General features: G+C 66.8%; 18 protein-coding genes. 10 read left to right on the forward strand and 8 right to left on the reverse strand.

All coding sequences use genetic code 11. The features are described 5' to 3' along the window. Window positions 1–13 precede the first annotated feature (13 nt). From FBZ87_RS28550 to FBZ87_RS28565, 4 genes are all read right to left on the reverse strand, one after another. Window positions 14–607 carry a beta/gamma crystallin-related protein gene (locus FBZ87_RS28550; protein ID WP_186455042.1) on the reverse strand — a complete coding sequence of 198 codons (594 nt, stop codon included), beginning with the start codon at window positions 605–607 and terminating at the stop codon, window positions 14–16. A gap of 12 nt (window positions 608–619) precedes the next feature. Then, window positions 620–1,261 carry a beta/gamma crystallin-related protein gene (locus FBZ87_RS28555; protein WP_186455043.1) on the reverse strand — a complete coding sequence of 214 codons (642 nt, stop codon included), beginning with the start codon at window positions 1,259–1,261 and terminating at the stop codon, window positions 620–622. Between the two features lie 247 nt (window positions 1,262–1,508). Then, window positions 1,509–2,489: a methylenetetrahydrofolate reductase gene (gene metF / locus FBZ87_RS28560; RefSeq protein ID WP_145613965.1), complete on the reverse strand. Its 981-nt coding sequence runs from the start codon at window positions 2,487–2,489 to the stop codon at window positions 1,509–1,511. Between the two features lie 26 nt (window positions 2,490–2,515). Next, window positions 2,516–3,445 carry an ArsR/SmtB family transcription factor gene (locus tag FBZ87_RS28565; RefSeq protein WP_145613966.1) on the reverse strand — a complete coding sequence of 310 codons (930 nt, stop codon included), beginning with the start codon at window positions 3,443–3,445 and terminating at the stop codon, window positions 2,516–2,518. A 429-nt stretch (window positions 3,446–3,874) separates the two neighbouring features. Here FBZ87_RS28565 and FBZ87_RS28570 point away from each other — a divergent pair, with 429 nt between their 5' ends. The 7 genes from FBZ87_RS28570 (at window position 3,875) to FBZ87_RS28600 (ending at window position 12,202) form a co-directional block, all read left to right on the forward strand. Further along, window positions 3,875–4,618, forward strand: a complete 744-nt coding sequence (locus FBZ87_RS28570; RefSeq protein WP_145613967.1) for an MlaA family lipoprotein — start codon at window positions 3,875–3,877, stop codon at window positions 4,616–4,618. A gap of 136 nt (window positions 4,619–4,754) precedes the next feature. Then, window positions 4,755–5,408, forward strand: a complete 654-nt coding sequence (locus tag FBZ87_RS28575) for an MlaC/ttg2D family ABC transporter substrate-binding protein (protein ID WP_145613968.1) — start codon at window positions 4,755–4,757, stop codon at window positions 5,406–5,408. A 99-nt stretch (window positions 5,409–5,507) separates the two neighbouring features. Continuing rightward, window positions 5,508–6,287: a hypothetical protein gene (locus FBZ87_RS30155; RefSeq protein ID WP_145613969.1), complete on the forward strand. Its 780-nt coding sequence runs from the start codon at window positions 5,508–5,510 to the stop codon at window positions 6,285–6,287. A gap of 91 nt (window positions 6,288–6,378) precedes the next feature. After that, the gene (locus tag FBZ87_RS28585) at window positions 6,379–6,894 is read left to right on the forward strand and encodes an RNA polymerase sigma factor (protein WP_145613970.1); all 516 of its coding nucleotides are present in this window, start codon (window positions 6,379–6,381) and stop codon (window positions 6,892–6,894) included. Then, a complete protein-coding gene (locus FBZ87_RS28590) occupies window positions 6,894–7,877 on the forward strand; it encodes a FecR family protein (protein ID WP_145613971.1) in 984 nt (327 codons plus the stop codon). Before FBZ87_RS28585 ends, FBZ87_RS28590 begins: the two co-directional genes overlap by 1 nt. A 123-nt stretch (window positions 7,878–8,000) precedes the next feature. Beyond that, on the forward strand, window positions 8,001–10,937 hold the full coding sequence (locus FBZ87_RS28595) for a TonB-dependent receptor (RefSeq protein ID WP_145613972.1): 2,937 nt from the start codon (window positions 8,001–8,003) through the stop codon (window positions 10,935–10,937). Beyond that, complete coding sequence (locus tag FBZ87_RS28600; RefSeq protein ID WP_145613973.1) at window positions 10,937–12,202, forward strand: histidine-type phosphatase; 1,266 nt, start codon at window positions 10,937–10,939, stop codon at window positions 12,200–12,202. The genes FBZ87_RS28595 and FBZ87_RS28600 overlap by 1 nt, the downstream gene beginning before the upstream one ends. 65 nt (window positions 12,203–12,267) lie before the next feature. Here FBZ87_RS28600 and ettA read toward each other — a convergent pair whose 3' ends face one another. After that, window positions 12,268–13,944: an energy-dependent translational throttle protein EttA gene (gene ettA / locus FBZ87_RS28605; protein ID WP_088871006.1), complete on the reverse strand. Its 1,677-nt coding sequence runs from the start codon at window positions 13,942–13,944 to the stop codon at window positions 12,268–12,270. Between the two features lie 126 nt (window positions 13,945–14,070). On the opposite strand from ettA, the gene FBZ87_RS28610 reads away from it, so the two are divergent. Next, complete coding sequence (locus FBZ87_RS28610; protein WP_211102832.1) at window positions 14,071–14,523, forward strand: YaiI/YqxD family protein; 453 nt, start codon at window positions 14,071–14,073, stop codon at window positions 14,521–14,523. A 28-nt stretch (window positions 14,524–14,551) separates the two neighbouring features. On the opposite strand, the gene FBZ87_RS28615 is transcribed toward FBZ87_RS28610, so the two are convergent. Next, the gene (locus FBZ87_RS28615; RefSeq protein ID WP_145613975.1) at window positions 14,552–16,186 is read right to left on the reverse strand and encodes a calcium-binding protein; all 1,635 of its coding nucleotides are present in this window, start codon (window positions 16,184–16,186) and stop codon (window positions 14,552–14,554) included. A 298-nt stretch (window positions 16,187–16,484) separates the two neighbouring features. On the opposite strand from FBZ87_RS28615, the gene FBZ87_RS28620 reads away from it, so the two are divergent. Beyond that, complete coding sequence (locus FBZ87_RS28620; RefSeq protein WP_186455044.1) at window positions 16,485–17,213, forward strand: tetratricopeptide repeat protein; 729 nt, start codon at window positions 16,485–16,487, stop codon at window positions 17,211–17,213. Between the two features lie 78 nt (window positions 17,214–17,291). Here the strand turns inward: FBZ87_RS28620 and FBZ87_RS30160 are convergent, their stop codons facing one another. Continuing rightward, on the reverse strand, window positions 17,292–17,417 hold the full coding sequence (locus FBZ87_RS30160; protein WP_277907216.1) for a hypothetical protein: 126 nt from the start codon (window positions 17,415–17,417) through the stop codon (window positions 17,292–17,294). Between FBZ87_RS30160 and FBZ87_RS28625 the strand changes: the two genes are divergently transcribed. Next, entirely contained in the window at window positions 17,404–18,171 is a 768-nt protein-coding gene (locus FBZ87_RS28625) for a tetratricopeptide repeat protein (RefSeq protein ID WP_186455045.1), read from the forward strand. The genes FBZ87_RS30160 and FBZ87_RS28625 overlap by 14 nt on opposite strands. A 103-nt stretch (window positions 18,172–18,274) precedes the next feature. Here FBZ87_RS28625 and rpoC read toward each other — a convergent pair whose 3' ends face one another. Next, window positions 18,275–22,474: a DNA-directed RNA polymerase subunit beta' gene (gene rpoC, locus FBZ87_RS28630; protein ID WP_145613978.1), complete on the reverse strand. Its 4,200-nt coding sequence runs from the start codon at window positions 22,472–22,474 to the stop codon at window positions 18,275–18,277. Window positions 22,475–22,491 lie beyond the last annotated feature (17 nt).

The raw sequence follows: 22,491 nt of genomic DNA on the forward strand, positions 1-22,491 counted from the left end.
AAATTACCCCCGCCTAATCCTCCGGCCAAATGTCGGTTTGGCGGTAGGCGCAGTTATAGCCCCACACCTTGCCGTCCCAGGTCAGTCGCCCCTCGCTTGGGCCACCGTCGAAATCGCCCTCACCCGAGGAGCCGAAGCGTTGGGCGAAGGCCGCCCGGATATCGGGTCGGCAGTCGCCCGCGCTGGTGAGGGACCATAGGGTCGCCGGCCTCCGGGTGTTCCACACGATGGGGGAACCGGTACCGGTGGTCGCCGCCGGTGCCGGCGCCGGCCGGTCGACCCGGCGTACGGACGAAATGGCCTGGTCCAGGCCGATGCGGGACAGGTCATTGATGACATCCCAGGCCCTGACCGTCTCGCAGTCACGATAGCCCGCATGGCGGCACACCTCCCACGTTCCCCCTGTGACCGTCAGGGATCGCGCCCGGTCGTTCCAACCGCTGTCGGCCAGGTTCTCGACATCATCCTCAACATCGAGGGTGCTTCCGCCCCGGTCCTGTCCCGAATACAGGGTGACCATGGCGTCGTACGCCCATGCGGTCCCGGGCAGGGCGGCAGCCAACATCAGGCCCGTGGACATCAGCAGCCGCGCGGTGACACCTGCCATTCCCATCCCCCATCACTGCCAGATGTTGATCTGCTCCGGCGTGCAGCGGTAGTGCCAGCGCTCACCGTTCCAATGGATGCGGCCTTCCCATTCCTCGCCCCGGAAATCGAAGTCGTGCGGCCGGCCGAAGCGCTGGACGAAGGCGTCGAAGATCCGGTGGCGGCAGTCGCCCATAGGCGGCGGGCCGTCGCGGCGATCGTCGTCCCAGGTGATGCCGCCCTGCGGCGGCGGCGGCGGCTGGTCATAGGCGCCGGGCGCGTTGTTCCAGGTGATGCCCCCGCCATAGCTGGGCGGCGGGCCATAGACCGGCGGTGGCGGGGGCGGCGGTTCCGGCTGGTAGTAGCGGCCGTCGATCTGGCGGGCGGACGAGATGCTGGCGAACAGGCCGATCTCGCCCAAGTCGCCGATGCGGGTGCCACGACCCACGCGTTTGCAGTCGCGGAAGCCCGCGTTCTTGCACACCTCCCACTCGCCCGAGCGCACGATCATGGACTTGGCGCGGTCGTTCCAGCGGCCCATGTCGGCCAAATTCTCCACACCGTCGCGAACGGTCAGCGCGTCACCCCGGAAAAAGGGTTCGGAGAAAAGGGTGATCTCACCCGCCAGCGCGCCGCCAGCGGTCATCAGGGTGCCGGCCAGGACGGCCGCGCCCATCAATCGGTGCATCAATCGTGTCATGACGGTCCACCCTGTCATCGGCCGGCGCTGGGCTTTCCCCGCACCGGCCATTCCATTGGGGGCATTGCTTGCAAGAATGCCTTCCCGGCGGATGTAACCTAAACCGCCGAGAATGGCGAGCCCATGGCAGGGCGATGGCATCATTCGGATTTCGCGGCCGGCATGCCCTCAGCTTCCGGTCCGCATACGCTCCCCGAAAGCCTCCGGTGCCCGCCGTTGCCTATCAGGCGGCCTTGGGCGCCCGTACGCCCAGCATATGACAGATGGCGACCGTCAGGTCGGCGCGGTTGAGGGTATAGAAATGGAAATCGCGCACCCCTTCCCGCTCCAGCCGCAGGCATTGCTGCACGGCCACGGTGGCGGCCACCAGCTGCCGGGTCTCCGGTTCCGCGTCCAGGCCGCCGAACAGCTCATCCATCCAGGCGGGCACAGCGCAATTGCATTTGGCGCCCAGTTCCACCGCGCGGGCAAAGTTGGTGATGGGCAGGATGCCGGGCACGATGGGGATGGCGATGCCGGCGGCCGCGACCGTGTCGCGGAAGCGAAGGAACCGGTCGGTATCGAAAAAGAACTGGCTGATGGCGCGGGTGGCGCCGGCGTCCACCTTGCGCCGCAGATTGTCGATGTCGGCGGCGGCGCTGGCGGCCTCCGGATGGGTTTCCGGAAAGCAGGCCACGGAGATTTCGAAGTCCGCCACGCGCTTCAGCCCGGCCACCAGGTCGGTGGCGTAGGCATAGCCGCCGGGATGGGGCTGGTACCCGCTGCCGCCCAGGCCGCCGCTGCCATCCGCCGCCTGGGGCGGGTCACCACGCAGCGCCACGATGTGGCGGATGCCGGCGTCCCAATAGGCGCGTGCGATGGTGTCGATCTCTTCCTTGGTGGCCGCGACGCAGGTCAAATGGGCAGCGGCCGGAATGCCCGTCTGCTGCTGGATGGCGGTGACGGTGGCGTGCGTGCGTTCACGCGTGGAGCCGCCGGCACCGTAGGTGACCGAGACGAAGGCCGGCGACAGCGGTGCCAGGCGACGGATGGCCTGCCACAGCGTCTGTTCCATCTTTTCCGTCTTGGGCGGGAAGAATTCGAAGCTGACGCGCAGGTCGCGCGGCACGGTCACCAGCGGCTCCCCCCCACCCAGGGCACGGTCGGTGGCGGCGGTCTCGTTCACGGCGATCTCGTTCACGGCGGTTTCATTCGCGGTGGTCATGGCTTTTCTCAGCGTCTTCGGGACAATCAGGCGGGCCGCTGGCCGGACCACAGGGTCACGGTCAAGGGAGTGCCGGGCAGGTGCACGGGTTGGGCCGGCGTCAGGCCGGCATGGCCGAACCACTGCGCCATTTCGGCATCCGTGAAGCCCAGACGGCGGTGGGCATGGTCGGTCCGCAGGTTTTCCAGGTCATGGCTGGCGAAGTCGACCACCACCACACGGCCGCCGGCGCGCAGCACGCGCGCGGCCTCCACCAGCACCTCCTGCGGGTCCTCGGCATAGTGCAGCACCTGGTGGATGATCACCATGTCTTGGCTGCCGCTGGGGACAGGCACCTGGTACATGTCGGCCAAGCGCACCTGCACGTGGCGCAGGCCCGCCTTTTCCAGGTTGACCCGCGCCACCGCCAGCATCTCGCGCGAGGCGTCGATGCCCAGGGCACGGGTGACGTGGGGGGCGAACAGCTCCAGCATGCGGCCGGTGCCGGTGCCGATGTCCAGCAGATCGCCGATGCCACCGCCCGGCACGAGGGCCAGCAGCGCCTGTTCCACCTCGCGCTCGGGCACGTGCAGGCTGCGCACCTCATGCCAGCGGGCGGCGTTGTCGCGGAAATACTGGGCCGCCGTCTCCTGCCGCGCGCGCTTGATCTGATCCAGCCGCTCCAGGTCCAGCGCCAGGCCGGGGTCGTCCGCCGGGATGGCATCCACCAGGGTCCGCGCCAATTCCGCCACCGCCCCCCGCTCCGCCAGGCGATAGTAGGCCCAGATACCTTCGCGGAAACGGTCCAGCAGCCCCGCGTCGCACAGCAGCTTCAGGTGCCGCGACACGCGCGGCTGGCTCTGCCCCAGGATCTGCGTCAGCTCGCTGACCGTCAGTTCGCCATGGGCGCACAGGGCCAGCAGGCGCAGGCGCGTCGGCTCAGCCGCCGCCTTCAGGGCCCCCAGCAGAAAATCCATGGTCCAACGATCCCCATGCCACCGCAGTCTATGGGATCATTTGTACATATAAAGATGTCTTTATGCGAGAGAATAATGACAACAATACGAGACGACAAAGGCGCCATACGGACGATGGGCAAGGCGATATAATGGCCTAGGTCCCGGCGCCGGCCCGGAAGCGCGGTTGCACCCGCCCCACTCGTTCGATGGCCGACCCCTATATCGAAGGTCAGATAGAAAATGGCCCCACCTTGGCCCACCTCTTAGTGGTGCCTGGATTTGGCCACAAAGTATGCCAATCATTCACTAATAACCAATTTAACCGTGGGTTGACGCATGCGCCCGATGTCGCCGATCCCGCAGGGCGGGCCCTTGGTTCCTTTGAAGCCGGCATGGCTCCTGGCGCACCGGCGCCGGCGACTGGCCCCGGCATTACTTGCGGTGGGGATGCTGCTGGGCGTCTCGGCCTGTGCCCACAATCCGGATGGCACGCCCCAGCACCCGGCCCTCGCGGGCCCCGAGGCCAACGACCCGCTGGAAGGCATGAACCGGGGCATCTTCTGGTTCAACGACCAAGTGGACCAGGCCGTGCTGCGTCCGGTGGCCCAGGCTTACCGCTGGGCCATCCCAGCGGCGCTGCGCGACGCCGTGTCCAACGTGCTGAACAACGTGCGCTCCCCCCTCACCCTGGCCAACAACATTCTGCAAGGCGACTGGGATGGCGCCGGCGTAACCGTGGAACGCTTCGTCATCAACTCCACGGTGGGCATCGGGGGTCTGGTGGACGTGGCCGCGGCCAACGGCATCCCCTACCACTACGAGAGCTTGAGCCAGACCTTCGCCGTCTGGGGCATAGACGAAGGGCCCTATCTGGTGTTGCCCTTCCTGGGCGCCTCATCCGTGCGCGACGCCGTGGGCTTCGGCCTTGAAGCATGGGGTGACCCGGTCACTCGCGTATCCAGCAACACCGACAATGACTGGGCCAACTATACCCGCGTGGGCCTGACGGTGCTGGATGCTCGCTCAACCTATTTCGAAGCGCTGGACGATTTGCGCAAGAACAGCGTCGACTACTACGCCGCCATGCGTGCCGCCTACCGGCAGCAGCGTGATGGCTATGTCTTGAACGGCAAGGCAGATCCGCGCCAATACCCCAGCATTCCAGACTACTCGCAGAACCCTGACCCGTAATAGAAAGGCGCCGGGCCCCGGGGATCACCGGTACCGGTCGGGTGTTGAAACTGTACTGCCCCGCCGTGACACCCATCACTGCATCCGCCCCCGTCCCCGACAGACTGTCCTGACACACGAAGAGATCAACAAGGCCATGACCAACATGCTGACGCGCCGCACCCTTTTGCTCGGCACCGCCACGATGGGCCTTGCCCTGTCCCTGGGCTTGCCGTTCGCCACCCCCGCCCAAGCCGCCGCGGATGCCGGTGCCGCCGTGAAGTTCGTCCAGGGCCTGGGCGACAAGGCCATCGGCGTCCTGTCCAAGCCTGGCGCCTCGAAGGCGGAGATCCAGTCCACCTTCAACCAGCTGCTGCAGCAGAACTTCGACCTGCAGACCATCGGCCGCTTTGTCCTGGGCCGCTACTGGAACGTCGCCAACGACGCCCAGCGCCAGGAATACATGAAGCTGTTCCAGACCATGATCGTCTCGGTCTATTCCGAGCGCTTCAGCCAGTACGCGGGCGAGACCTTCAAGGTCGGCGCCGCGCAGCCGGATGGCGAGAAGGATGCCATCGTCAATAGCCAGGTGGTCCGTTCCAACGGACCGGCGGTGAACGTCGACTGGCGACTGCGGTCCAAGGACGGCAGCTTCCGCATCATCGACGTGGTGGTGGAAAACGTCAGCATGAGCCTGACCCAGCGGTCAGAGTTCGCGTCGGTGATCGAAAGCCATGGCGGCGACTTCAACGCCCTGCTGGAAGCCCTGCGCGACCGGATTCAGAAGGCCAACGCCGGCGTGGCCCAGTAAAGGCCGGCACCCGAGAGAATTGGCAGTTGGAATGGCGTCCCGGGGGAACGACCCCGGGACGCCATTTTCTTTTGACGCCGGGCGCCGTAGCCTCCCGTCATGCTGAGGGAATGGATCGCCAGCCGGCTGACGCTCTGCCCGCCCGCCGCCCGGCGGCTGGGCTACCATCACGAGTCCGCCGCCATCACGGCGCGGGCCCGGCGCCAGCGCGCCGCGTGGGCATTCCATCTGGCCAACAGCCACCGCACGGTGGCGCAGGCGGCACAACGCTTCGGCCGGGGCGGCACACTGCTGGTGCTGGGGTCCGGGCCGTTGCTGGACCTGCCGCTGGACATCCTGACGCCCCGCTTCGGCCACATCGTCCTGGCCGACATCGCCCACGGGCCGGAAGCCCGCTGGCGTGCCTGGCGCGACACCAAAATCACGCTGGACCTGGTGGACCTGACGGGGACGGCGGCCGACATCGTCGCCGGCCGGCCGCTGAAGCCCCATTGCGACGCGTACGTCGATACCGCGCCGGACCTGGTTCTTTCCCTGAACTTGGCCTCGCAGCTGCCGCTGGCGGCGCGCGGCCTGGTGGCGGCGCAGGAAGGGGAAACGGCGGCCGATGCCCTGGCGGCGGACATCGTGCGGGCACACCTGGACCATGTCGCGCGCCTGGCCGCGCCCTGCCTGATCCTGGCGGATATCGAGCGGCGTTGGCTGAACGGCCAAGGCCGCATCCAAAGGGTCGAGGACCCCTTGTTCGGCCTGACACTGCCGGGGGAGCCCCTGGCCACTTGGCCATGGACCGTGGCACCCGCCGGTGAAATCACCCGCGACAAAGGCTTCGAGACCACCGTGGCGGCCCACCTGCTGCCGGCCCCCCCTCCGCCTTAAGGCCGGGTCATGAGAATGTCACGCGCCGGAGGTCGCAAATGGTGGCGGTTGGTGATAGAGGCCGCGCCATCGAGGGCCAAAGGCGCACGCCATGACCGAGGATTCGCTTCCAGAACGCACCAGCCTTTACCGGTTCATCATGCGCCGCGTGGGTGATCCCTGGGTCAGCGAAGACCTGGTGCAGGAAACCTTCATCCGCCTGTTCACCTACCGGCTGAAAAGCACGGTGGGCGACAGCGCCGCCCTATGCTTCCGCATCGCCCAGAATCTGGTGCGCGATCATTTCCGCGCCAGCCGCCGGGCCTCCACCGAGGAGTTGGGCGACGACCTGGCCTGCGACGCGCCCCGGGCGGAAGAGGTGATCATGCATCGTCAGCGCGTCGCCGCCTTTCAACGGGCGCTGGATGCCATGCCGCCCCTGCGCCGCGAGGTCTTCATCCGGCGCCGCCTAAAAGGGGAAAGCCTGCGCGATATCGCCCAGACGCTGGACATCAGCGAGGCGGCGGCTGAAAAACATGTGGTGCGCGCCTTGGAATGGCTGCATCAGGAGATGTCCCGCAGTGAGCGCGCGCGCCCCCGCGCCACGCGGCAGGAGGAATTGCCGTGATGGCCGAGCGTCGCGATGTCTGGAGCCCCAGCCCGGTGGAAGAGGCGGCCCGCTGGGCCCTGCGCCGTGCCGACGCGCCCCTGACGCCGGAGGAGGAAGCCGCCTTCCAGGCCTGGCTGGCGGCCGACCCAGGCCATCGCGACAGCTATCAAGCGCTGCACGCTACCCTGGAGGACCCAGCCCTGACCGAGGCGATGGCCGGCCTGGACGCCGCACGACGCGCGGCCCGCCAACCCAAGTCCAATGACGACCGTCGGGTGCGGCGCCTGCTGCCCGGCCTGGCTCTGGCGGCCTGCGCCGCGCTGGCGCTGGTTGTTGTCTGGCCCAACGTCGACCGCTACATGGCGACACCGCTGCGCTATGAGACGGCCGGTGGCCAAGGCCGCACTGTCACCCTGCCCGATGGCACGGCCCTGAACCTCAACGGGGATACGGTGGTTGAGGCGCGCCTGGGCCACGGCCATCGCTGGCTGACCCTGAGCCGGGGCGAAGCCTATTTCGACGTGGCGCACGACAGCGACCGGCCCTTTGAAATCGAGGCCGGCGGCCGCGCCGCCATCACCGTGCTGGGTACCGCCTTCGACGTCGATCTGACGCGCGACGTGGTTGAATTGTCGGTCTATCGCGGCCGGGTGCGCTTCACCGCCGCCGGCGCCGGCACGGGCCGGGAACTGACGGCCGGCCAGCGCGCCGCCGTGCACAACGGCCAGCTCCAGGCTCTGGCGGACTTCAACCCCGCCGCCGAAGACTGGCGCCAAGGCTGGCTGGAGACGGAAGGCATCACCCTGGGCCGGCTGGCGGAGCGGCTGAGCCGCCGCAGCCCGTTGCCCATCGTGCTGACCGACAGCCGCCTGGCGACGCGTCAGGTTTCCGGCCGCTTCCGCCTGGATGATCCGGCGCGGCTGCTGGGCACGCTGGGCCGGGTGCATGGCTTCACCGTGGATCGGCAGGCCGACCGACTGCTGTTGGTTCCCGCGGCCTGAGTCTCCGAGCCCCGCGTCTTATAAGCTTCATAAAATTCGATGTCCGGTTTCGAGGCCTCCGGTCGTCTTCCGGCCCGAGGTCGCGCCCACGGGGGGACGCGGCCACGGGATTTGGGGACAAGAATGAAGAACCTGGACACGCCGCTCACCGGCACCCTGCGCCGCTTGCGCGCCTCGGCCTCCGCCCTGGCGCTGGCCACGGCCGCCCTGACCGCCACGGCGCCGGCCGCCCCGGCGGCACAAAGCTTGACGCAATTCATCATCGCCGCGGGCGACCTGCGTGGCGCCCTCAACGCCTTTTCCCGCGCCACCGGCATGCAGGTGCTGGCCGACCCGGCGCTGCTGGACGGCAAGCGCACCGGCGGCCTCAACGGCGCCTTCAGCACCTCGGATGCGCTGGGCCGCCTGCTGGCCGGCACTGGGCTGGACTACACGCTGGATGGCGACAGCGTCGTGCTGAAGATGGGGGCCACCAAAGCCGCGACCGCCGCCCCGGCGGCCACCGCGCCCGCCGGCAGCCTGGCGGCCGCCGACGCCAGCCCGTTGGAGGAGATCGTCGTCACCGGCTTCGCCGGCAGCGTCACCCGCGCCTTGGATACCAAGCGCCAGGCGGACAACGTGGTGGACGCCATTTCGGCTGAGGATATCGGCAAGTTCCCCAGCCAGAACGTGGCCGAGGCCATGCAGCACATCCCGGGCGTCACCATCTCCCGCGACCGGGGCGAGGGCCTGTTCGTTCGCATTCGCGGCCTGGGGCCCGATTTCGAGGTCACCACCCTGAACGGCCGCAGCATGGCGGTGAACGAGAACGTGCGCGACAGCGGCCAGTCGGGACGCAACTTCCGCTTCGACACCCTGCCGTCGGAGCTGGTGTCGGGCATCGAGGTGGTGAAAAGCCCCCTTGCCAGCCAGGATGAGGGCGCCATCGGCGGCCTGGTGAACATCCGCACCTTTCGCCCGCTGGAGCTGGGCGACCTGACCTTCACCGGCTCCGCCAGCGGCAGCTACGCCCAGCTGGCCGACGCCGCCGACCCTCACGTCTCCGGCCTGACCAGCTGGAACAACGACGCCAAGACCTTCGGCGTCCTGCTGGCTGCGGTGTATGACGAACGCACGGTGCGCCAGGATCGCGTGCTGGGCAGCAACTGGACCCTTTACCCCAACGGCATCGACACCAACGGCGACGGCAAGGCCGACAGCGGCGCGGTCATCGACGCCAGCGGCGTGCGCCCGACCCTGGAAATGCAGCACAGCCGCCGCGTGGGCATGAACGCGGCGGCGCAGTGGGCGCCGAATGACAATCTGGAAGTCGGGCTGGACGTGCTGTTCACCCGGTTGAACATGCACTACGACGAGAAGACCTACTCCGCCGACTGGACCATATCCAAGGCGGTGCCGGGCAGCGTGTCCATCCGGGATGGCGCTATTGTGGCGGCGACCGCGCCGGTCAGCGTGCAGATCGGGCGCGAGGAGTCCGACCTGCTGCACACCAACTACCAGGTAGGCCTGAACGGCAAATACCGCATCGACGGCTGGACCCTGTCGGCCGACGGCGCCTACAACCGCGCCGACAGCGGCACGCCCACGCCCATCCGCCGGTCCCGCATCCTGGGGTCCGCCGGCCAAGTCAGCTTCAGCATGCCGTCGTCGGACGATGGCGTGCCCAGCCTGAACTATCTGACCGCCGACCTGAACTCCATCACCCTGCTGCCGGGCCGCCGCCTGGAATGGCGCACCGAGAATGCCAAGGACACCGAAGGCGCCATCCAATTCGATGCGGAGCATGACCTGGACTGGGGGCCCTTCTCCAAAATCCAGATGGGCGCCAAGTACCGCGACCGGGGCCGCGACTACGACCGCCGCGACCTGACCATCACCCAGAACATCGCCGGCCAGTACTTCCCCGCCAGCTATTACGACAGCTTCCCGGTCAGCGGCTTCCTGGCCGACGCCTCCGGCACCCTGCCCCGCACCTGGCTGGTGCCCGACACCAGCGCCTTCTACAGCCGCATGGATCCCAACCTGGTGAACCAGCCGCTGACCGCCGCCGACCAGCGCAATTCCTACAAGGTGACGGAAACCATCGGCGCCGGCTACGTCATGACCAGCCTGTCCACCACCCTGTTCGGTTTGCCCCTGCGCGGCGACGCCGGCGTGCGCGTCACCAACACCGACCAGACGTCCAGCGGCAGCGCCACCAGCGGCACCAAGGCCATCCCGGTGCGGTACGAGCGCATCTACACCAACGCCCTGCCCTCGGCCAACCTGGTGCTGGAGCTGCAGCCCGACGTGCAGCTGCACCTGGCGGCGTCCAAGGTCATCACCCGGCCGTCGCTGTCCAGCCTGGGCCCGCAGATCACGCTGAACTCCTCCAACACCATCTTCACCGCCACCGGCGGCAACCCGCAGCTGCGCCCGTACGAGGCCTGGCAGTACGACGCCTCGGCCGAGTGGTACTTCACCCGCAGCAGCGCGCTGATCGCCGACTTCTTCTACAAGGACATCAGCACCTTCACCTTCAACCAGGTGACCCCGCTGGTGGTGGACGGGCAGAGCTATCTGCTGACCGCCCCCGTCAACGGCGGCGGCGCCCATGTCATCGGCGGCGAGCTGGCCTATCAGCAGCTGTTCACCTTTCTGCCCGCCCCCTTCGACGGCCTGGGCTTCCTGGCCAACCTCACCATCACCAACTCCGGGGCGACCTACCACGACATCACCACCGGCCGCTTCTTCGAGGCCGACCTGCCCGGTGTGGCCCGTCACAGCTACAACCTGACCGCCTTCTATGAGAAAGGCCCCATCGGCGTGCGCGCCGCCTACAGCTGGACGGGCAACATCCTGAACCAGGTGGGCACCAACGGCCTGTCCTCGGTCAACGATCGGGCCTTCGGCACCCTGGACCTGAACGCCACCTACGCGGTGGACGACCACCTGACCCTGACGGCGGAGGCCATCAACGTCACCGGTGCGGCGCAGAGCCAGTATGTGAACAACGGCATCTTCGCGACATACACCGACTTCGGCCGCACCTTCCGGTTCGGCGTGCGGGCGAAGTATTGATGCGCGGCAAGGCCCTGCTGCGGGGGCTGGCGGCGGCGATGCTGCTGCTGGCCCTGCCCGCCCGGCCGGAGGCGGCCGGGGCGGCAGAAGACCAGTTGGAACGGGTGGTCATCCTGACCCGGCACGGCATTCGCGCCGCCATGTCGACACCAGAGGAACTGGGCCGCTGGACGGCGGAGGCCTGGCCGGCCTTCGCCGTGCCGCCCGGCCACCTGACGGCCCACGGCTTCCAGGCAGCCAGCCTGTTCGGCGCCTATTATCGGGAGCACTACCGGGCGCTAGGCCTGCTGCCGACCGGGGACTGCGCCGCCGCCCAGGTGCACGCCAACCTGCCCCAGCGCACGGTGGAGACGGGGCGGGCGCTGGCCGAACAGCTGTTGCCCGGTTGCCCCGCCCGCGTCGACACCGTGTCGACCAAGGCCGACCCGCTGTTCGATCCCGTGCCGGCGGGGGCCACGCATCTTGATCCCGACCTGGCCCTGGCCGCGGTGCGCGGGCGCATCGGCGACGCCACGGCCTGGACGGCGGCGCATGCCGACACGGTGGAGGCCCTGCAGCGCCTGCTGCTGAACTGCGCCCCGGCGGAATGCCACGCGCAGGCCCAGCCCGGTGGCAGGCTGGCCAGCCACCGGTTGTTGACCGACGTGCCGTCGTCGCTGGATCGGGGCCAGGGCGAGGACTGGCTAAGGTTGCAAAGCCCGCTGGCCACGGCGTCAGGCCTGACGGAAAGCCTGATCATGGCCTATGCCGATGGGGCGCCGCTGACCAGCCTGCTGGGCGGGCGGGTGAACGCCGACGCGCTGAACCGCGCCGGCGCCGCGCATGCCGCCGACCTGGATGCCCGGCTGCGCACGCCCTACATCGCCCGCGTGGGCGCCGGGCCGCTCGCCCGGCATCTGGTGGACCTGCTGGCCGGCGACGGCCCCGCCGTCACTGTGCTGGTGGGCCACGACGGCACCCTCCTGCTGCTGGCCGGCCTGCTGCGCCTGGACTGGGTGCTGCCGGGCTATCAGCCCGACCAGGTGCCCCCGGGAGCAGCGCTGGTGTTGGAACGCTGGCGCCGGGCGGACGGCCAAACCGTCATCCGCACCCGCTTCACGGCGCAAAGCCTGGACCAGCTGCGCGCCCTGGCGCCCCTGACGGAGGCCCAGCCACCCCTGTCGACACCCGTCTTCATCCCCGGGTGCAGCGAGGCCGGCCTAGCGATGGACTGCCCGCTGGAGCAATTACGCCGCCTAGTGGCGGATGCCACGCGAGGCGAATGAGCCACCAACGAAAACGGGGAGCGGCGTGACCGCTCCCCGTTCCCCATTCCACTGACCCTAGCCGCTCAGTTGCGCACCAGCGGGCGGTACTTGATGCGGTGCGGCTGGTCGGCCGCGGCGCCCAGGCGGCGCTTGCGGTCGGCTTCGTAGTCCTGGTAGTTGCCCTCGAACCAGACCACTTGGCTTTCGCCCTCGAAGGCCAGGATGTGGGTGGCGATACGGTCCAGGAACCAGCGATCGTGGCTGATGACCACGGCGCAGCCGGCGAAACTGACCAGCGCCTCTTCCAGGGCGCGCAGGGTTTCCACGTCCAGGTCGTTGGTCGGTTCGTCGAGCAGCAGGACGTTGGCGCCGGACTTCAGCATCATGGCCAAGTGCACGCGGTTGCGCTCACCGCCCGACAGCTGCCCCACCTTCTTCTGCTGGTCGGACCCACGGAAGTTGAAGGCGGAGACATAGGCGCGGCTGGGCATGGACTTCTTGCCCAGCTCGATGATGTCCAGGCCGCCGGAGATTTCTTCCCACACCGTCTTGTTGGGGTTGAGGGCGTCACGGCTCTGGTCGACATAGCCCAGCTTCACCGTCTCACCCACCTTGAAGGTGCCGGCATCCGGCGTGTCCTGGTTGGTGATCATGCGGAACAGGGTGGTCTTGCCGGCGCCGTTGGGGCCGATGATGCCCACGATGCCGCCCGGCGGCAGGCGGAAGGACAGGTCGTCGATCAGCAGGCGGTCGCCGAAGCCCTTCTTCAGGTGATCGGCCTCGATGACCACGTTGCCCAGGCGGGGCGGCACGGGAATGACGATCTGCGTATCGGTGATCGCCTCCTTCGTGCTCTGGGCCAACAATTCCTCGTAGGCCTGGATACGGGCCTTGGACTTGGCCTGGCGGGCGCGCGGGCTCTGCCGCACCCATTCCAGTTCCTGGGCCAGTTGCTTCTGGCGGGCGTCCTCGGTGCGGCCTTCCTGGGCCAGGCGCTTTTCCTTCTGCTCCAGCCAGCTGGAGTAGTTGCCCTCGTAGGGGATGCCCGAGCCGCGGTCCAGTTCCAGGATCCAGCCGGTGACGTTGTCCAGGAAGTAACGGTCGTGGGTGACCATCACCACCGTGCCCTTGTAGTCGGCCAGGAAGCGCTGCAGCCAGGCGACGCTTTCGGCGTCCAGATGGTTGGTCGGTTCGTCCAGCAGCAGCATGTCGGGCTTGGACAGCAGCAGCTTGCACAGCGCCACGCGGCGCTTCTCACCACCCGACAGCTTGGTCACGTCGGCGTCACCCGGGGGGCAGCGCAGCGCGTCCATGGCGATGTCCACGGTGCGCTCGATGTCCCAGGCGTCGGCGGCGTCAATCTTCTCCTGCAGCTCCGCCTGCTCGGCGATCAGCGCGTCGAAGTCGGCGTCCGGGTCCGCCATGGCGTTGCTGACCTCATTGAACCGGTCCAGCAGGCCCTTAGTGGCGCCCAGGGCGTCCATGACGTTTTCCTGGACGTTCTTGTTGGGATCCAGCTGCGGCTCCTGCGGCAGGTAGCCGACGGACACGCCGTCGGCGGCCCAGGCTTCGCCGTTGTAGTCCTTGTCCAGGCCGGCCATGATCTTCAGCAGGGTGGACTTACCCGAGCCGTTCACGCCCAGAACGCCGATCTTGGCGCCGGGGTAGAAGCTCAGCCAGATGTTCTCGAAAACCTTGCGGCCGCCGGGGTAGACCTTGGTCACACCCTTCATCACATAAACATATTGGTACGACGCCATGGGCTGTCTCTTCACAAAGGGTGGCAACAAGGGCAGGGTCTGAACCCAGCCGGCGACGCCTTTTACCCCACCATCCCACCCACGCGCAACGCGGGTGGCACGCATTCGAAAGCCTTAAACCCTATGCTGGATATCTATGTCGACGCCGACGCCTGCCCCGTGAAGGAAGAGGTGTTCAAGGTGGCGGAGCGGTACCAGCTGAAGACCTACCTGGTCTCCAACGGCCCGCTGCGGGTGCCGCCGGGGGGCCTGGTGCAGCTGGTGGTGGTCAGCGACGGGTTCGACGCCGCCGACGATTGGATCGCCACCCATTGCGGCGTGGGCGACATCGTCATCACCGCCGACATCCCCCTGGCCGACCGCTGCCTGAAGGCCGGCAGCCGGGTGATCGGGCCCACCGGCCGCCCCTTCACCCCGCAATCCATCGGCACCGCCATCGCCACCCGCGCCCTGATGAGCGACCTGCGCGCCATGGGCGTGGTCCAGGGCGGCAACGCCCCCATGGCCAAGCGCGACAAGTCGCAGTTCCTACAGGCCCTGGACCAGGCGGTGAACGCCGTGAAGAAGATGGGCAAATAAGCGCCGCACCTTTCTGACTGCAATAGGATCAGCCGTGATAAGTGAGGGCTAGATAGGTGAGACCACCGGCGCCTGACGTCCCCACCGTTTGGGTGACATGGTTCTGGATGTCAGCCAGGCTGAGCCCCGCCAGAGTGACATAGGTATTGGCGCTCCCACCTGCGCCGCCCAGCGCTGCCTGCAGCGTAGCCCCCTTGAAGCCGTCCGCGCCCTCGTCAGCGCCCCAAGTGGAAGTCGATGTGCTGGAATAACCCCAGATGGTGATGGTGTCGCCCGCATGAAAATTGACGACCGTGCTCCAGCTCGCCAGACCATCCTGGGCATCGATGAAGAACACATCACTCCCTCCATCCTGGCCGGTGGCACCCACCAAGAAATTTGAACCGCCGCCGCCGTCCAGCACATTGCTGCCGGCAGACACCGCCAGGGCGTCCTGGCCAGCCCCACCCCGCAGGTAAACGTTGGGCCCCAAGGCTTTTATCGCCACGTTGTCATTGCTTGACCACAGGAACTGGCTGCGCAGGTAATCCACCGGCCCCTCATAAGGGGAGAAAGCGGCGGAGGTGGAAGATTGGCTCGCCGTGGTGTCGGTCCATAGCACCGCCGGCCGGTTGACCGACAGGACGTCCGCCGTATAGGTCGTGCCATAGCCATGGGAATAAGTGCCAACGATGGGATCATAAAGGTCGGTGTCCGTAAGGTTGGCCGCCCCCGCGTCGATGCCCAGTTGCAAGCTCCCCAAACCGGAAACGGCGCCCACCGTCACAACATAGGACTTGCCTGAACCGTTCACGTTCGTGACCGTCCCGTCCGCCGTCCCTGTCTTCACCAGCATGAAGTCACCAGCGTCCACACCGGTAACATTGTCGTTGAACGTCACTTGATACTGAGCGCCGCCATCAGGGGTGCCGCCCATGGATGTGATGCTGGATACGAAAGCCTCATGCCTGGCCGTAGACAGCACTGCAGTGGCACTCACATCCTGGACCCCATCGGAGACAACTATTTGAACAGTAGCCGTATTATGGCCCGCCGCATCTCCTTGTATGTATAGTTTCAACCAGTCAGCATATGAGACGGTTACGCCATTTGCATTATTGGAGAGGATGGAAACAGAGTTGCCTCCATCCCACCACCGGATCGTGGATTTGAAAGTGACGGTCGTCGGCGTCGCACCAGGTAAGGGCACGATTGAAAAAAGTGACGCCAAGGGTATGTCCGACTCGCCGCTGTTCGGCATGGACCGGGCTATCGGGGTCACTACCGTGCTCAGTTGGACGATGCCGTCGCTGAACTGCGCGTACTGCACACCGGACAGTGTGTCGGTGCCGCCATCCGGCGTGGTGATGGTGACCGTGGCACCCGCCCGGGTGACGGCCGCCTGGCTTTGCTTAACGTCATATAGCGCGGTTGTTACCGACCCGGTACCGGTGATCGTGTCGTCCCCAGCCCCGCCTACCAGCAAACCGGCACCCGTGATGGAATCATCGCCGGCGCCACCGACCAGGATATCCACGCCCCCGCCGCCGGTCAGCGTGTCGTTGCCACCGGCGCCGCTGATATAGTCGGCCATGGCCGTGCCAACCAAGGCGTCATCACCCGACGTGCCGATAATGCGTTTGCCTCCATCCGGCAGCGACACGGTGGTGATCGTCTCAGTCATCCTTTTCTCCTGCCATCGCCGTGAACGATCTGCGCCACCATGGGCTGGACCGGTCTGCTTATCTTTACGTGCAAAACTTACCAGCAATATCGCACAGGGCGACACGATGCGGAACCTCCACCGTCGCTATAGGCAGACGGCCCGCTGCCAAAGACCAGCGGCGCCAGGACGGAAAGAAGCATGTCACGTCGAAATCACAGACTCCGTGCCAGCCGCGCCCCCTTCCCGCCCCAATACGCCGGCAGGCTGAATTGGGCGGCCGCGGTGCCGCGTCACCGCCGTTATGGAGGGTTTGGGCATGCAACATGGTTCCTGGCGCAAATCCGCCGTGCTGGCGGCCACCCTGGTGCCCCTGTGCGCCGCCCTGGCTGACGGGGTGGCCCTGGCCAACACGCAGAAAGGCGTCGGCGCGTTCGAGCGCAAGGATTACCCCACCGCCCTGGCCGAACTCGCGCCCCCCGCCGACAAAGGCGATGCCGAGGCCCAAACTTATCTCGGCTGGATGTATGAGAAGGGGCTGGGCGTACCGGTGGATTACGCCCGCGCCCAGGCCTGGTACCGGAAGGCGGCCGACAAGGGCCACGCCCACGCCCTGAACAACCTGGGCTCTCTCTACTATCTGGGCAACGGTGTCCCGAAGGACGCGGCCAAGGGCATCAGCCTGTTCCGCAAGGCCGCCAAGAAGGGTGACGCCCAGGCCCAGATGAACCTGGCAATGATCTATTATCTCGGTCAGGACGCGCCCAAGGATGACGCGGAAGCCGCCCACTGGGCCCGCGCCGCCGCACGCCAGGGCGACCCGCACGCCCAGACCCTGCTGGCCCGCCTGTACGACACCGGCGCCGGACTGCCGCGCAACCCGGTGCTGGCCTACACCCTGATCGTGCTGTCCGGCGACAACCCCGACGCCCAGGCCCTGCGCACCCGCCTGGACGGCGAACTGACGACCGCCCAGAAAGCGGAGGCGCAAACCCTGGCCAAGACATGGCGCCCCGGCCAGCCGCTGCCGACGGCGACGCGGACGTAATTGCCTGTCACTATCTCGCCTTAGTTGTTGAGCACTCTCCGCCAACACGCTCGGTAACGGGCCGACGCATGGAGGGTGTCAGATGGGGAACAGCAGATTGGAATGGCCGCGCATGTCGCGTGCCTTGATCTTGGCGGCGTGGGCCACCGCCGGATTGACCGTCGCGGTGGCACCAGCCGGTGCTGCGACGATGCAGGCTGACACGCCACCGACATCCACCATTCCAGCCGTACAAACCGCCGCGACATCCACCCTGGACCAGGGTATCGCAGCCTTCGAGGCGGGGAAGGAAACCGAGGCAGTGGCCTTGCTGATGCCGCTGGCGGAAAAGGGCGACGCCGAGGCGCAAACCTATCTCGGATGGATCTATGAAGAACCAACGGTGACGATCGAGCCGGCCTCGGGCCGGGGCGCCTCGCCTCGGTTCGTCCATGACAACGTCAAGGCCCGCGCCTGGTACGAAAAGGCCGCCGCGCAGGGCCACGCCCATGCCATGAACAACCTGGGCTCGCTCTATTTCCTGGGGCGGGGCGTGCCTCAGGACCCCGCTAAGGGCCTCGCTCTGTTCAAACGGGCGGCGATCAACGGCGACCTCCAGGCGCAAAAGAACCTGGCCGGCATCTACAGCCTGGGTATCGGCACGCTGAAGGACCCCGAAGAGGCGGCGAGATGGGGCACGGAGGCCGCGCAACAGGACGACAAGGACGCGCTGTATTGCCTCGGCACCCGATATGAGGTGGGTGACGGGGTGCCCAAGGATGCCGTCGCCGCTTACATTCTGCTGAACCTCAGCCACAGCACAAGCCCGGAAGCCGCCGCCTTGCGCACGCGGTTGGAGCAGCGGCTGTCCGCCGACGAGCGGCAATCGGCTCATGCCATGGCGGCGGATTGGCATGTGGGTACGCCGCTGCCGTTGCCCATGCAGGCCCATGGGCTGTTGCAGCCGGTGGCGCACTGACACTTGCGCGCCACGTTCGTGGCAGCGCGCCGCGCCGGAATGAGAAAAGGGCCGCACCCCGGCAGGGATGCGGCCCTTCGCTTTACTCAGACAGTCGGTCGCCTCAGGCGGCCGGCTGTTCCGTCGAAACGTCCGCCGGCAGGGCCGGATCCTCGCCCGCCTGCAAGGCGGAGAGTTCGCGGTCGCGCTCGGCGGCGATCTGCTTCAGGCGGTTCACGACACTGCCGGTACCCGCCGGGATCAGGCGGCCGACGATGACGTTTTCCTTCAGGCCTTCCAGGTTGTCCGACTTGCCCTGGACGGCGGCTTCCGTCAGGACGCGGGTCGTTTCCTGGAACGAGGCGGCCGAGATGAAGGAACGCGTCTGCAGGCTGGCCTTGGTGATGCCCTGCAGCACCGGACGGCCGCGGGCGAACCGCAGACCACCCTCGCCTTCGTCCATGCGGGCCTGAACCTTGCGGTTCTCGGCCTCGAACTCGGCGCGGTCGACCTGTTCGGCGATCAGCAGCGTGGTGTCGCCCGGCTCGTCGATCTCGACCTTCTGCAGCATCTGGCGAACGATCACCTCGATGTGCTTGTCGTTGATCTTCACGCCCTGCAGACGATAGACGTCCTGGATTTCGTTGGTGAGGTAGGAGGCCAGAGCCTCCACGCCCATAACGGCCAGGATGTCGTGCGGGACGGGGTTGCCGTCCATCAGCAGGTCGCCCTTCTGGACATAGTCACCCTCCTGCACGGAGATGTGCTTGCCCTTCGGGATCAGGTACTCACGCGGCGTCTCGTTCTCGTCGTTGGGGACGACGACGATGCGGCGCTTCGTCTTGTAGTCCTTGCCGAACTCAACCCGGCCGTCGATGTCCGAGATGATGGCGAAGTCCTTGGGACGACGGGCTTCGAACAGCTCGGCCACGCGCGGCAGACCGCCGGTGATGTCACGCGTCTTGGAGCTTTCACGCGGGATACGGGCCAGCACGTCGCCGGCCTTCACATGCGCGCCGTTCTCCACCGACAGGATGGCGTCCACGCTCAGGTAGTAGCGGGCCTCCACGCCGTTCGGCAACTTGATGACATCGCCGTTGGCGTCGCGCAGGGTCACGCGGGGGCGGAGATCCGCACCGCGCGGCTGCTGGCGCCAGTCGACCACCACCTTGGACGAGATGCCGGTGGCCTCGTCGACCACCTCGCGCATGGACACGCCCTCGACCAGGTCGACGTAGTTGGCGACACCCTCCCGCTCGGTGATGATAGGCAGGGTGTAGGGGTCCCACTCCGCCAGGCGATCGCCCTTCTTCACCATCACCCCGTCCTCGACCAGCAGCTTGTTCAGCTTGGCGCCATAGGGGACGCGGTGACGGGCGCGCTCGCGGCCCTGGCTGTCGAACAGCGCCAGTTCCACGTTGCGGCCCATGATGACGGGAACGCCCTCGCCGTTCAGAACCATGTTGCGGTTCTTCACGACGACCTTGGCATCAAGGCTGCTGTCCACGGACGACTGCTCGGCACCACGCTGGGCCGCACCGCCGATGTGGAAGGTACGCATCGTCAGCTGCGTGCCGGGTTCACCGATCGACTGGGCGGCGATGACGCCGACGGCCTCACCGATGTTCACGGTGGTGCCACGGGCCAGGTCGCGGCCGTAGCAGCAACCGCACACGCCTTCGCGGGTCTCGCAGGTCAGCACCGAGCGGATCAGCACGGTGTCGATGCCGGCGCGCTCGATCAGCTCCACGGCCTGCTCGTCGATCAGGCCGGCGGCCGGAACGAGAACCTTGCCGCTCAGCGGATCGACCACGTCAACCGAGGCGCAACGGCCCAGGATGCGCTCCGACAGGGGCGAGATAACCTCGCCGCCGTCGATGACGGCGCGCATGGTCAGGCCCTTGGTGGTGCCGCAATCGTTTTCCACGACGATGGCGTCCTGGGCGACGTCGACCAGACGACGCGTCAGGTAACCGGAGTTCGCCGTCTTCAAGGCGGTGTCGGCCAGACCCTTACGGGCGCCGTGGGTGGAGTTGAAGTACTCCAGCACGGTCAGGCCTTCCTTGAAGTTGGAAATGATGGGCGTCTCGATGATCTCGCCCGAGGGCTTGGCCATCAGGCCGCGCATGCCGGCCAGCTGCTTGATCTGGGCGGCGGAGCCACGGGCACCGGAGTGCGCCATCATGTACACCGAGTTGACGCCCACGCCGGGGCGCGGCTGCTCGATGACCTTCATCATGGCGCCGGCGACCTTTTCGGTCGTTTCCGACCAGACGTCGACCACCTTGTTGTACTTCTCGCCCTGGGTGATCAGGCCGTCCAGGTACTGCTGCTCGTACTCCTTGACGCGCTCCTGCGCCTCATGGATCAGCGTCTCCTTCTCGGCCGGGATGACCATGTCATCCTTGCCGAAGGAGATGCCGGCGCGGCAGGCGTGGCTGAAGCCCAGCTTCATCAGGCGGTCGGCGAAAATCACCGTCTCCTTCTGACCGCAATGGCGGTAGACGGCGTCGATGATGTTGCCCACGTCCTTCTTGGTCAGCAGCCGGTTGATCATCGAGAAGCCGATGGCCGGGTGACGGGGAAGGATTTCCGACAGCAGCATGCGGCCGGGGGTGCTCTCCACGCGGGTGATGATGGGGTTACCATCCTGGTCCACGGTGTGGTAGCGGGCCTTCACCTTGGAGTGCAGGGTGACGACCTTGGCCGCGAGCGCCTGCTCGATCTCACCGATGTCGGTGAAGGCCATGCCCTCGCCCACGGAGCCCGGCAGTTCCATCGTGATGTAGTACAGGCCCAGGACGATGTCCTGGCTGGGAACGATGATGGGCTTGCCGTTGGCGGGCGACAGGATGTTGTTGGTCGACATCATCAGGACGCGCGCTTCCAGCTGGGCCTCGAGGCTCAGCGGGACGTGCACGGCCATCTGGTCGCCGTCGAAGTCCGCGTTGAAGGCGGTGCAGACCAGCGGGTGCAGCTGGATGGCCTTGCCTTCGATCAGGGTCGGCTCGAAGGCCTGGATGCCCAGACGGTGCAGCGTCGGCGCCCGGTTCAGCATGACCGGATGCTCACGGATGACCTCTTCCAGGATGTCCCAGACCTCGGGCCGCTCCTTCTCCACCATGCGCTTGGCCGCCTTGATGGTGGAGGCCATGCCGTACAGTTCCAGCTTGGCGTAGATGAAGGGCTTGAACAGCTCCAGCGCCATCTTCTTGGGCAGGCCGCACTGGTGCAGCTTCAGCTCCGGGCCGACCACGATGACCGAACGGCCGGAGTAGTCGACGCGCTTGCCCAGCAGGTTCTGACGGAAGCGGCCCTGCTTGCCCTTCAGCATGTCGCTGATGGACTTCAGCGGCCGCTTGTTGGCGCCGGTGATGACGCGGCCGCGGCGGCCGTTGTCGAACAGGGCGTCGACGGCCTCCTGCAGCATGCGCTTCTCGTTGCGCACGATGATGTCCGGCGCGCGCAGCTCGATCAGCCGCTTCAGGCGGTTGTTACGGTTGATGACGCGGCGGTACAGGTCGTTCAGGTCGGACGTGGCGAAACGGCCGCCGTCCAAGGGGACCAGCGGGCGCAGTTCGGGCGGGATGACCGGGACGACATCCAGGATCATCCATTCCGGACGCGAGCCGGATTCCAGGAAGGCCTCGATGAGCTTCAGGCGCTTGACCAGCTTCTTGCGCTTGGCCTCGCTGGAAGTCTCCTTCAGCTCCTCGCGGACGGTCTTCATCTCCTCTTCCATGTCGATGGCGGAGAGAAGGACCTTGATGGCCTCGGCGCCGATGGACGCGGTGAAGGCGTCCTCGCCGTACTCGTCCTGGGCCTGGATGTACTCCTCCTCCGACAGAAGCTGGTGCAGCTTCAGCGGGGTCAGGCCGGGCTCGGTGACGACGTAGTTTTCGAAGTACAGGACCCGTTCCAGATCCTTCAGCGTCATGTCCATGAGCAGGCCGATGCGGCTCGGCAGGCTCTTCAGGAACCAGATGTGGGCGACGGGCGAGGCCAGTTCGATATGGCCCATGCGCTCACGCCGGACCTTGGCCAGCGTCACTTCGACGCCGCACTTCTCGCAGATGATGCCGCGGTACTTCATGCGCTTGTACTTGCCGCACAAGCACTCGTAGTCCTTGATCGGGCCGAAGATGCGGGCGCAGAACAGGCCGTCGCGCTCCGGCTTGAAGGTACGGTAGTTGATGGTCTCGGGCTTCTTGATCTCGCCGAACGACCACGACCGGATGCGCTCCGGGCTGGCGATCGAGATGCGGATCTGATCGAAGCTCTGCGGCCCCTGCACCTGGCCGATAATGTTCATCAACTCATTCATAAGCCGTCTCCCCTGGG

Source organism: Nitrospirillum amazonense (assembly GCF_007828035.1).
Classification (GTDB): domain Bacteria; phylum Pseudomonadota; class Alphaproteobacteria; order Azospirillales; family Azospirillaceae; genus Nitrospirillum; species Nitrospirillum amazonense.

Bases quoted from the DNA above. Each gene is read 5' to 3' on its own strand.
- FBZ87_RS28550 (WP_186455042.1), bottom strand. From the start codon at position 607: ATGGCAGGTGTCACCGCGCGGCTGCTGATGTCCACGGGCCTGATGTTG.
- FBZ87_RS28555 (WP_186455043.1), bottom strand. From the start codon at position 1,261: ATGGGCGCGGCCGTCCTGGCCGGCACCCTGATGACCGCTGGCGGCGCG.
- metF (WP_145613965.1), bottom strand. From the start codon at position 2,489: ATGACCACCGCGAATGAAACCGCCGTGAACGAGATCGCCGTGAACGAG.
- FBZ87_RS28565 (WP_145613966.1), bottom strand. From the start codon at position 3,445: ATGGATTTTCTGCTGGGGGCCCTGAAGGCGGCGGCTGAGCCGACGCGC.
- FBZ87_RS28570 (WP_145613967.1), top strand. From the start codon at position 3,875: ATGCTGCTGGGCGTCTCGGCCTGTGCCCACAATCCGGATGGCACGCCC.
- FBZ87_RS28575 (WP_145613968.1), top strand. From the start codon at position 4,755: ATGACCAACATGCTGACGCGCCGCACCCTTTTGCTCGGCACCGCCACG.
- FBZ87_RS30155 (WP_145613969.1), top strand. From the start codon at position 5,508: ATGCTGAGGGAATGGATCGCCAGCCGGCTGACGCTCTGCCCGCCCGCC.
- FBZ87_RS28585 (WP_145613970.1), top strand. From the start codon at position 6,379: ATGACCGAGGATTCGCTTCCAGAACGCACCAGCCTTTACCGGTTCATC.
- FBZ87_RS28590 (WP_145613971.1), top strand. From the start codon at position 6,894: ATGGCCGAGCGTCGCGATGTCTGGAGCCCCAGCCCGGTGGAAGAGGCG.
- FBZ87_RS28595 (WP_145613972.1), top strand. From the start codon at position 8,001: ATGAAGAACCTGGACACGCCGCTCACCGGCACCCTGCGCCGCTTGCGC.
- FBZ87_RS28600 (WP_145613973.1), top strand. From the start codon at position 10,937: ATGCGCGGCAAGGCCCTGCTGCGGGGGCTGGCGGCGGCGATGCTGCTG.
- ettA (WP_088871006.1), bottom strand. From the start codon at position 13,944: ATGGCGTCGTACCAATATGTTTATGTGATGAAGGGTGTGACCAAGGTC.
- FBZ87_RS28615 (WP_145613975.1), bottom strand. From the start codon at position 16,186: ATGACTGAGACGATCACCACCGTGTCGCTGCCGGATGGAGGCAAACGC.
- FBZ87_RS28620 (WP_186455044.1), top strand. From the start codon at position 16,485: ATGCAACATGGTTCCTGGCGCAAATCCGCCGTGCTGGCGGCCACCCTG.
- FBZ87_RS28625 (WP_186455045.1), top strand. From the start codon at position 17,404: ATGCAGGCTGACACGCCACCGACATCCACCATTCCAGCCGTACAAACC.
- rpoC (WP_145613978.1), bottom strand. From the start codon at position 22,474: ATGAATGAGTTGATGAACATTATCGGCCAGGTGCAGGGGCCGCAGAGC.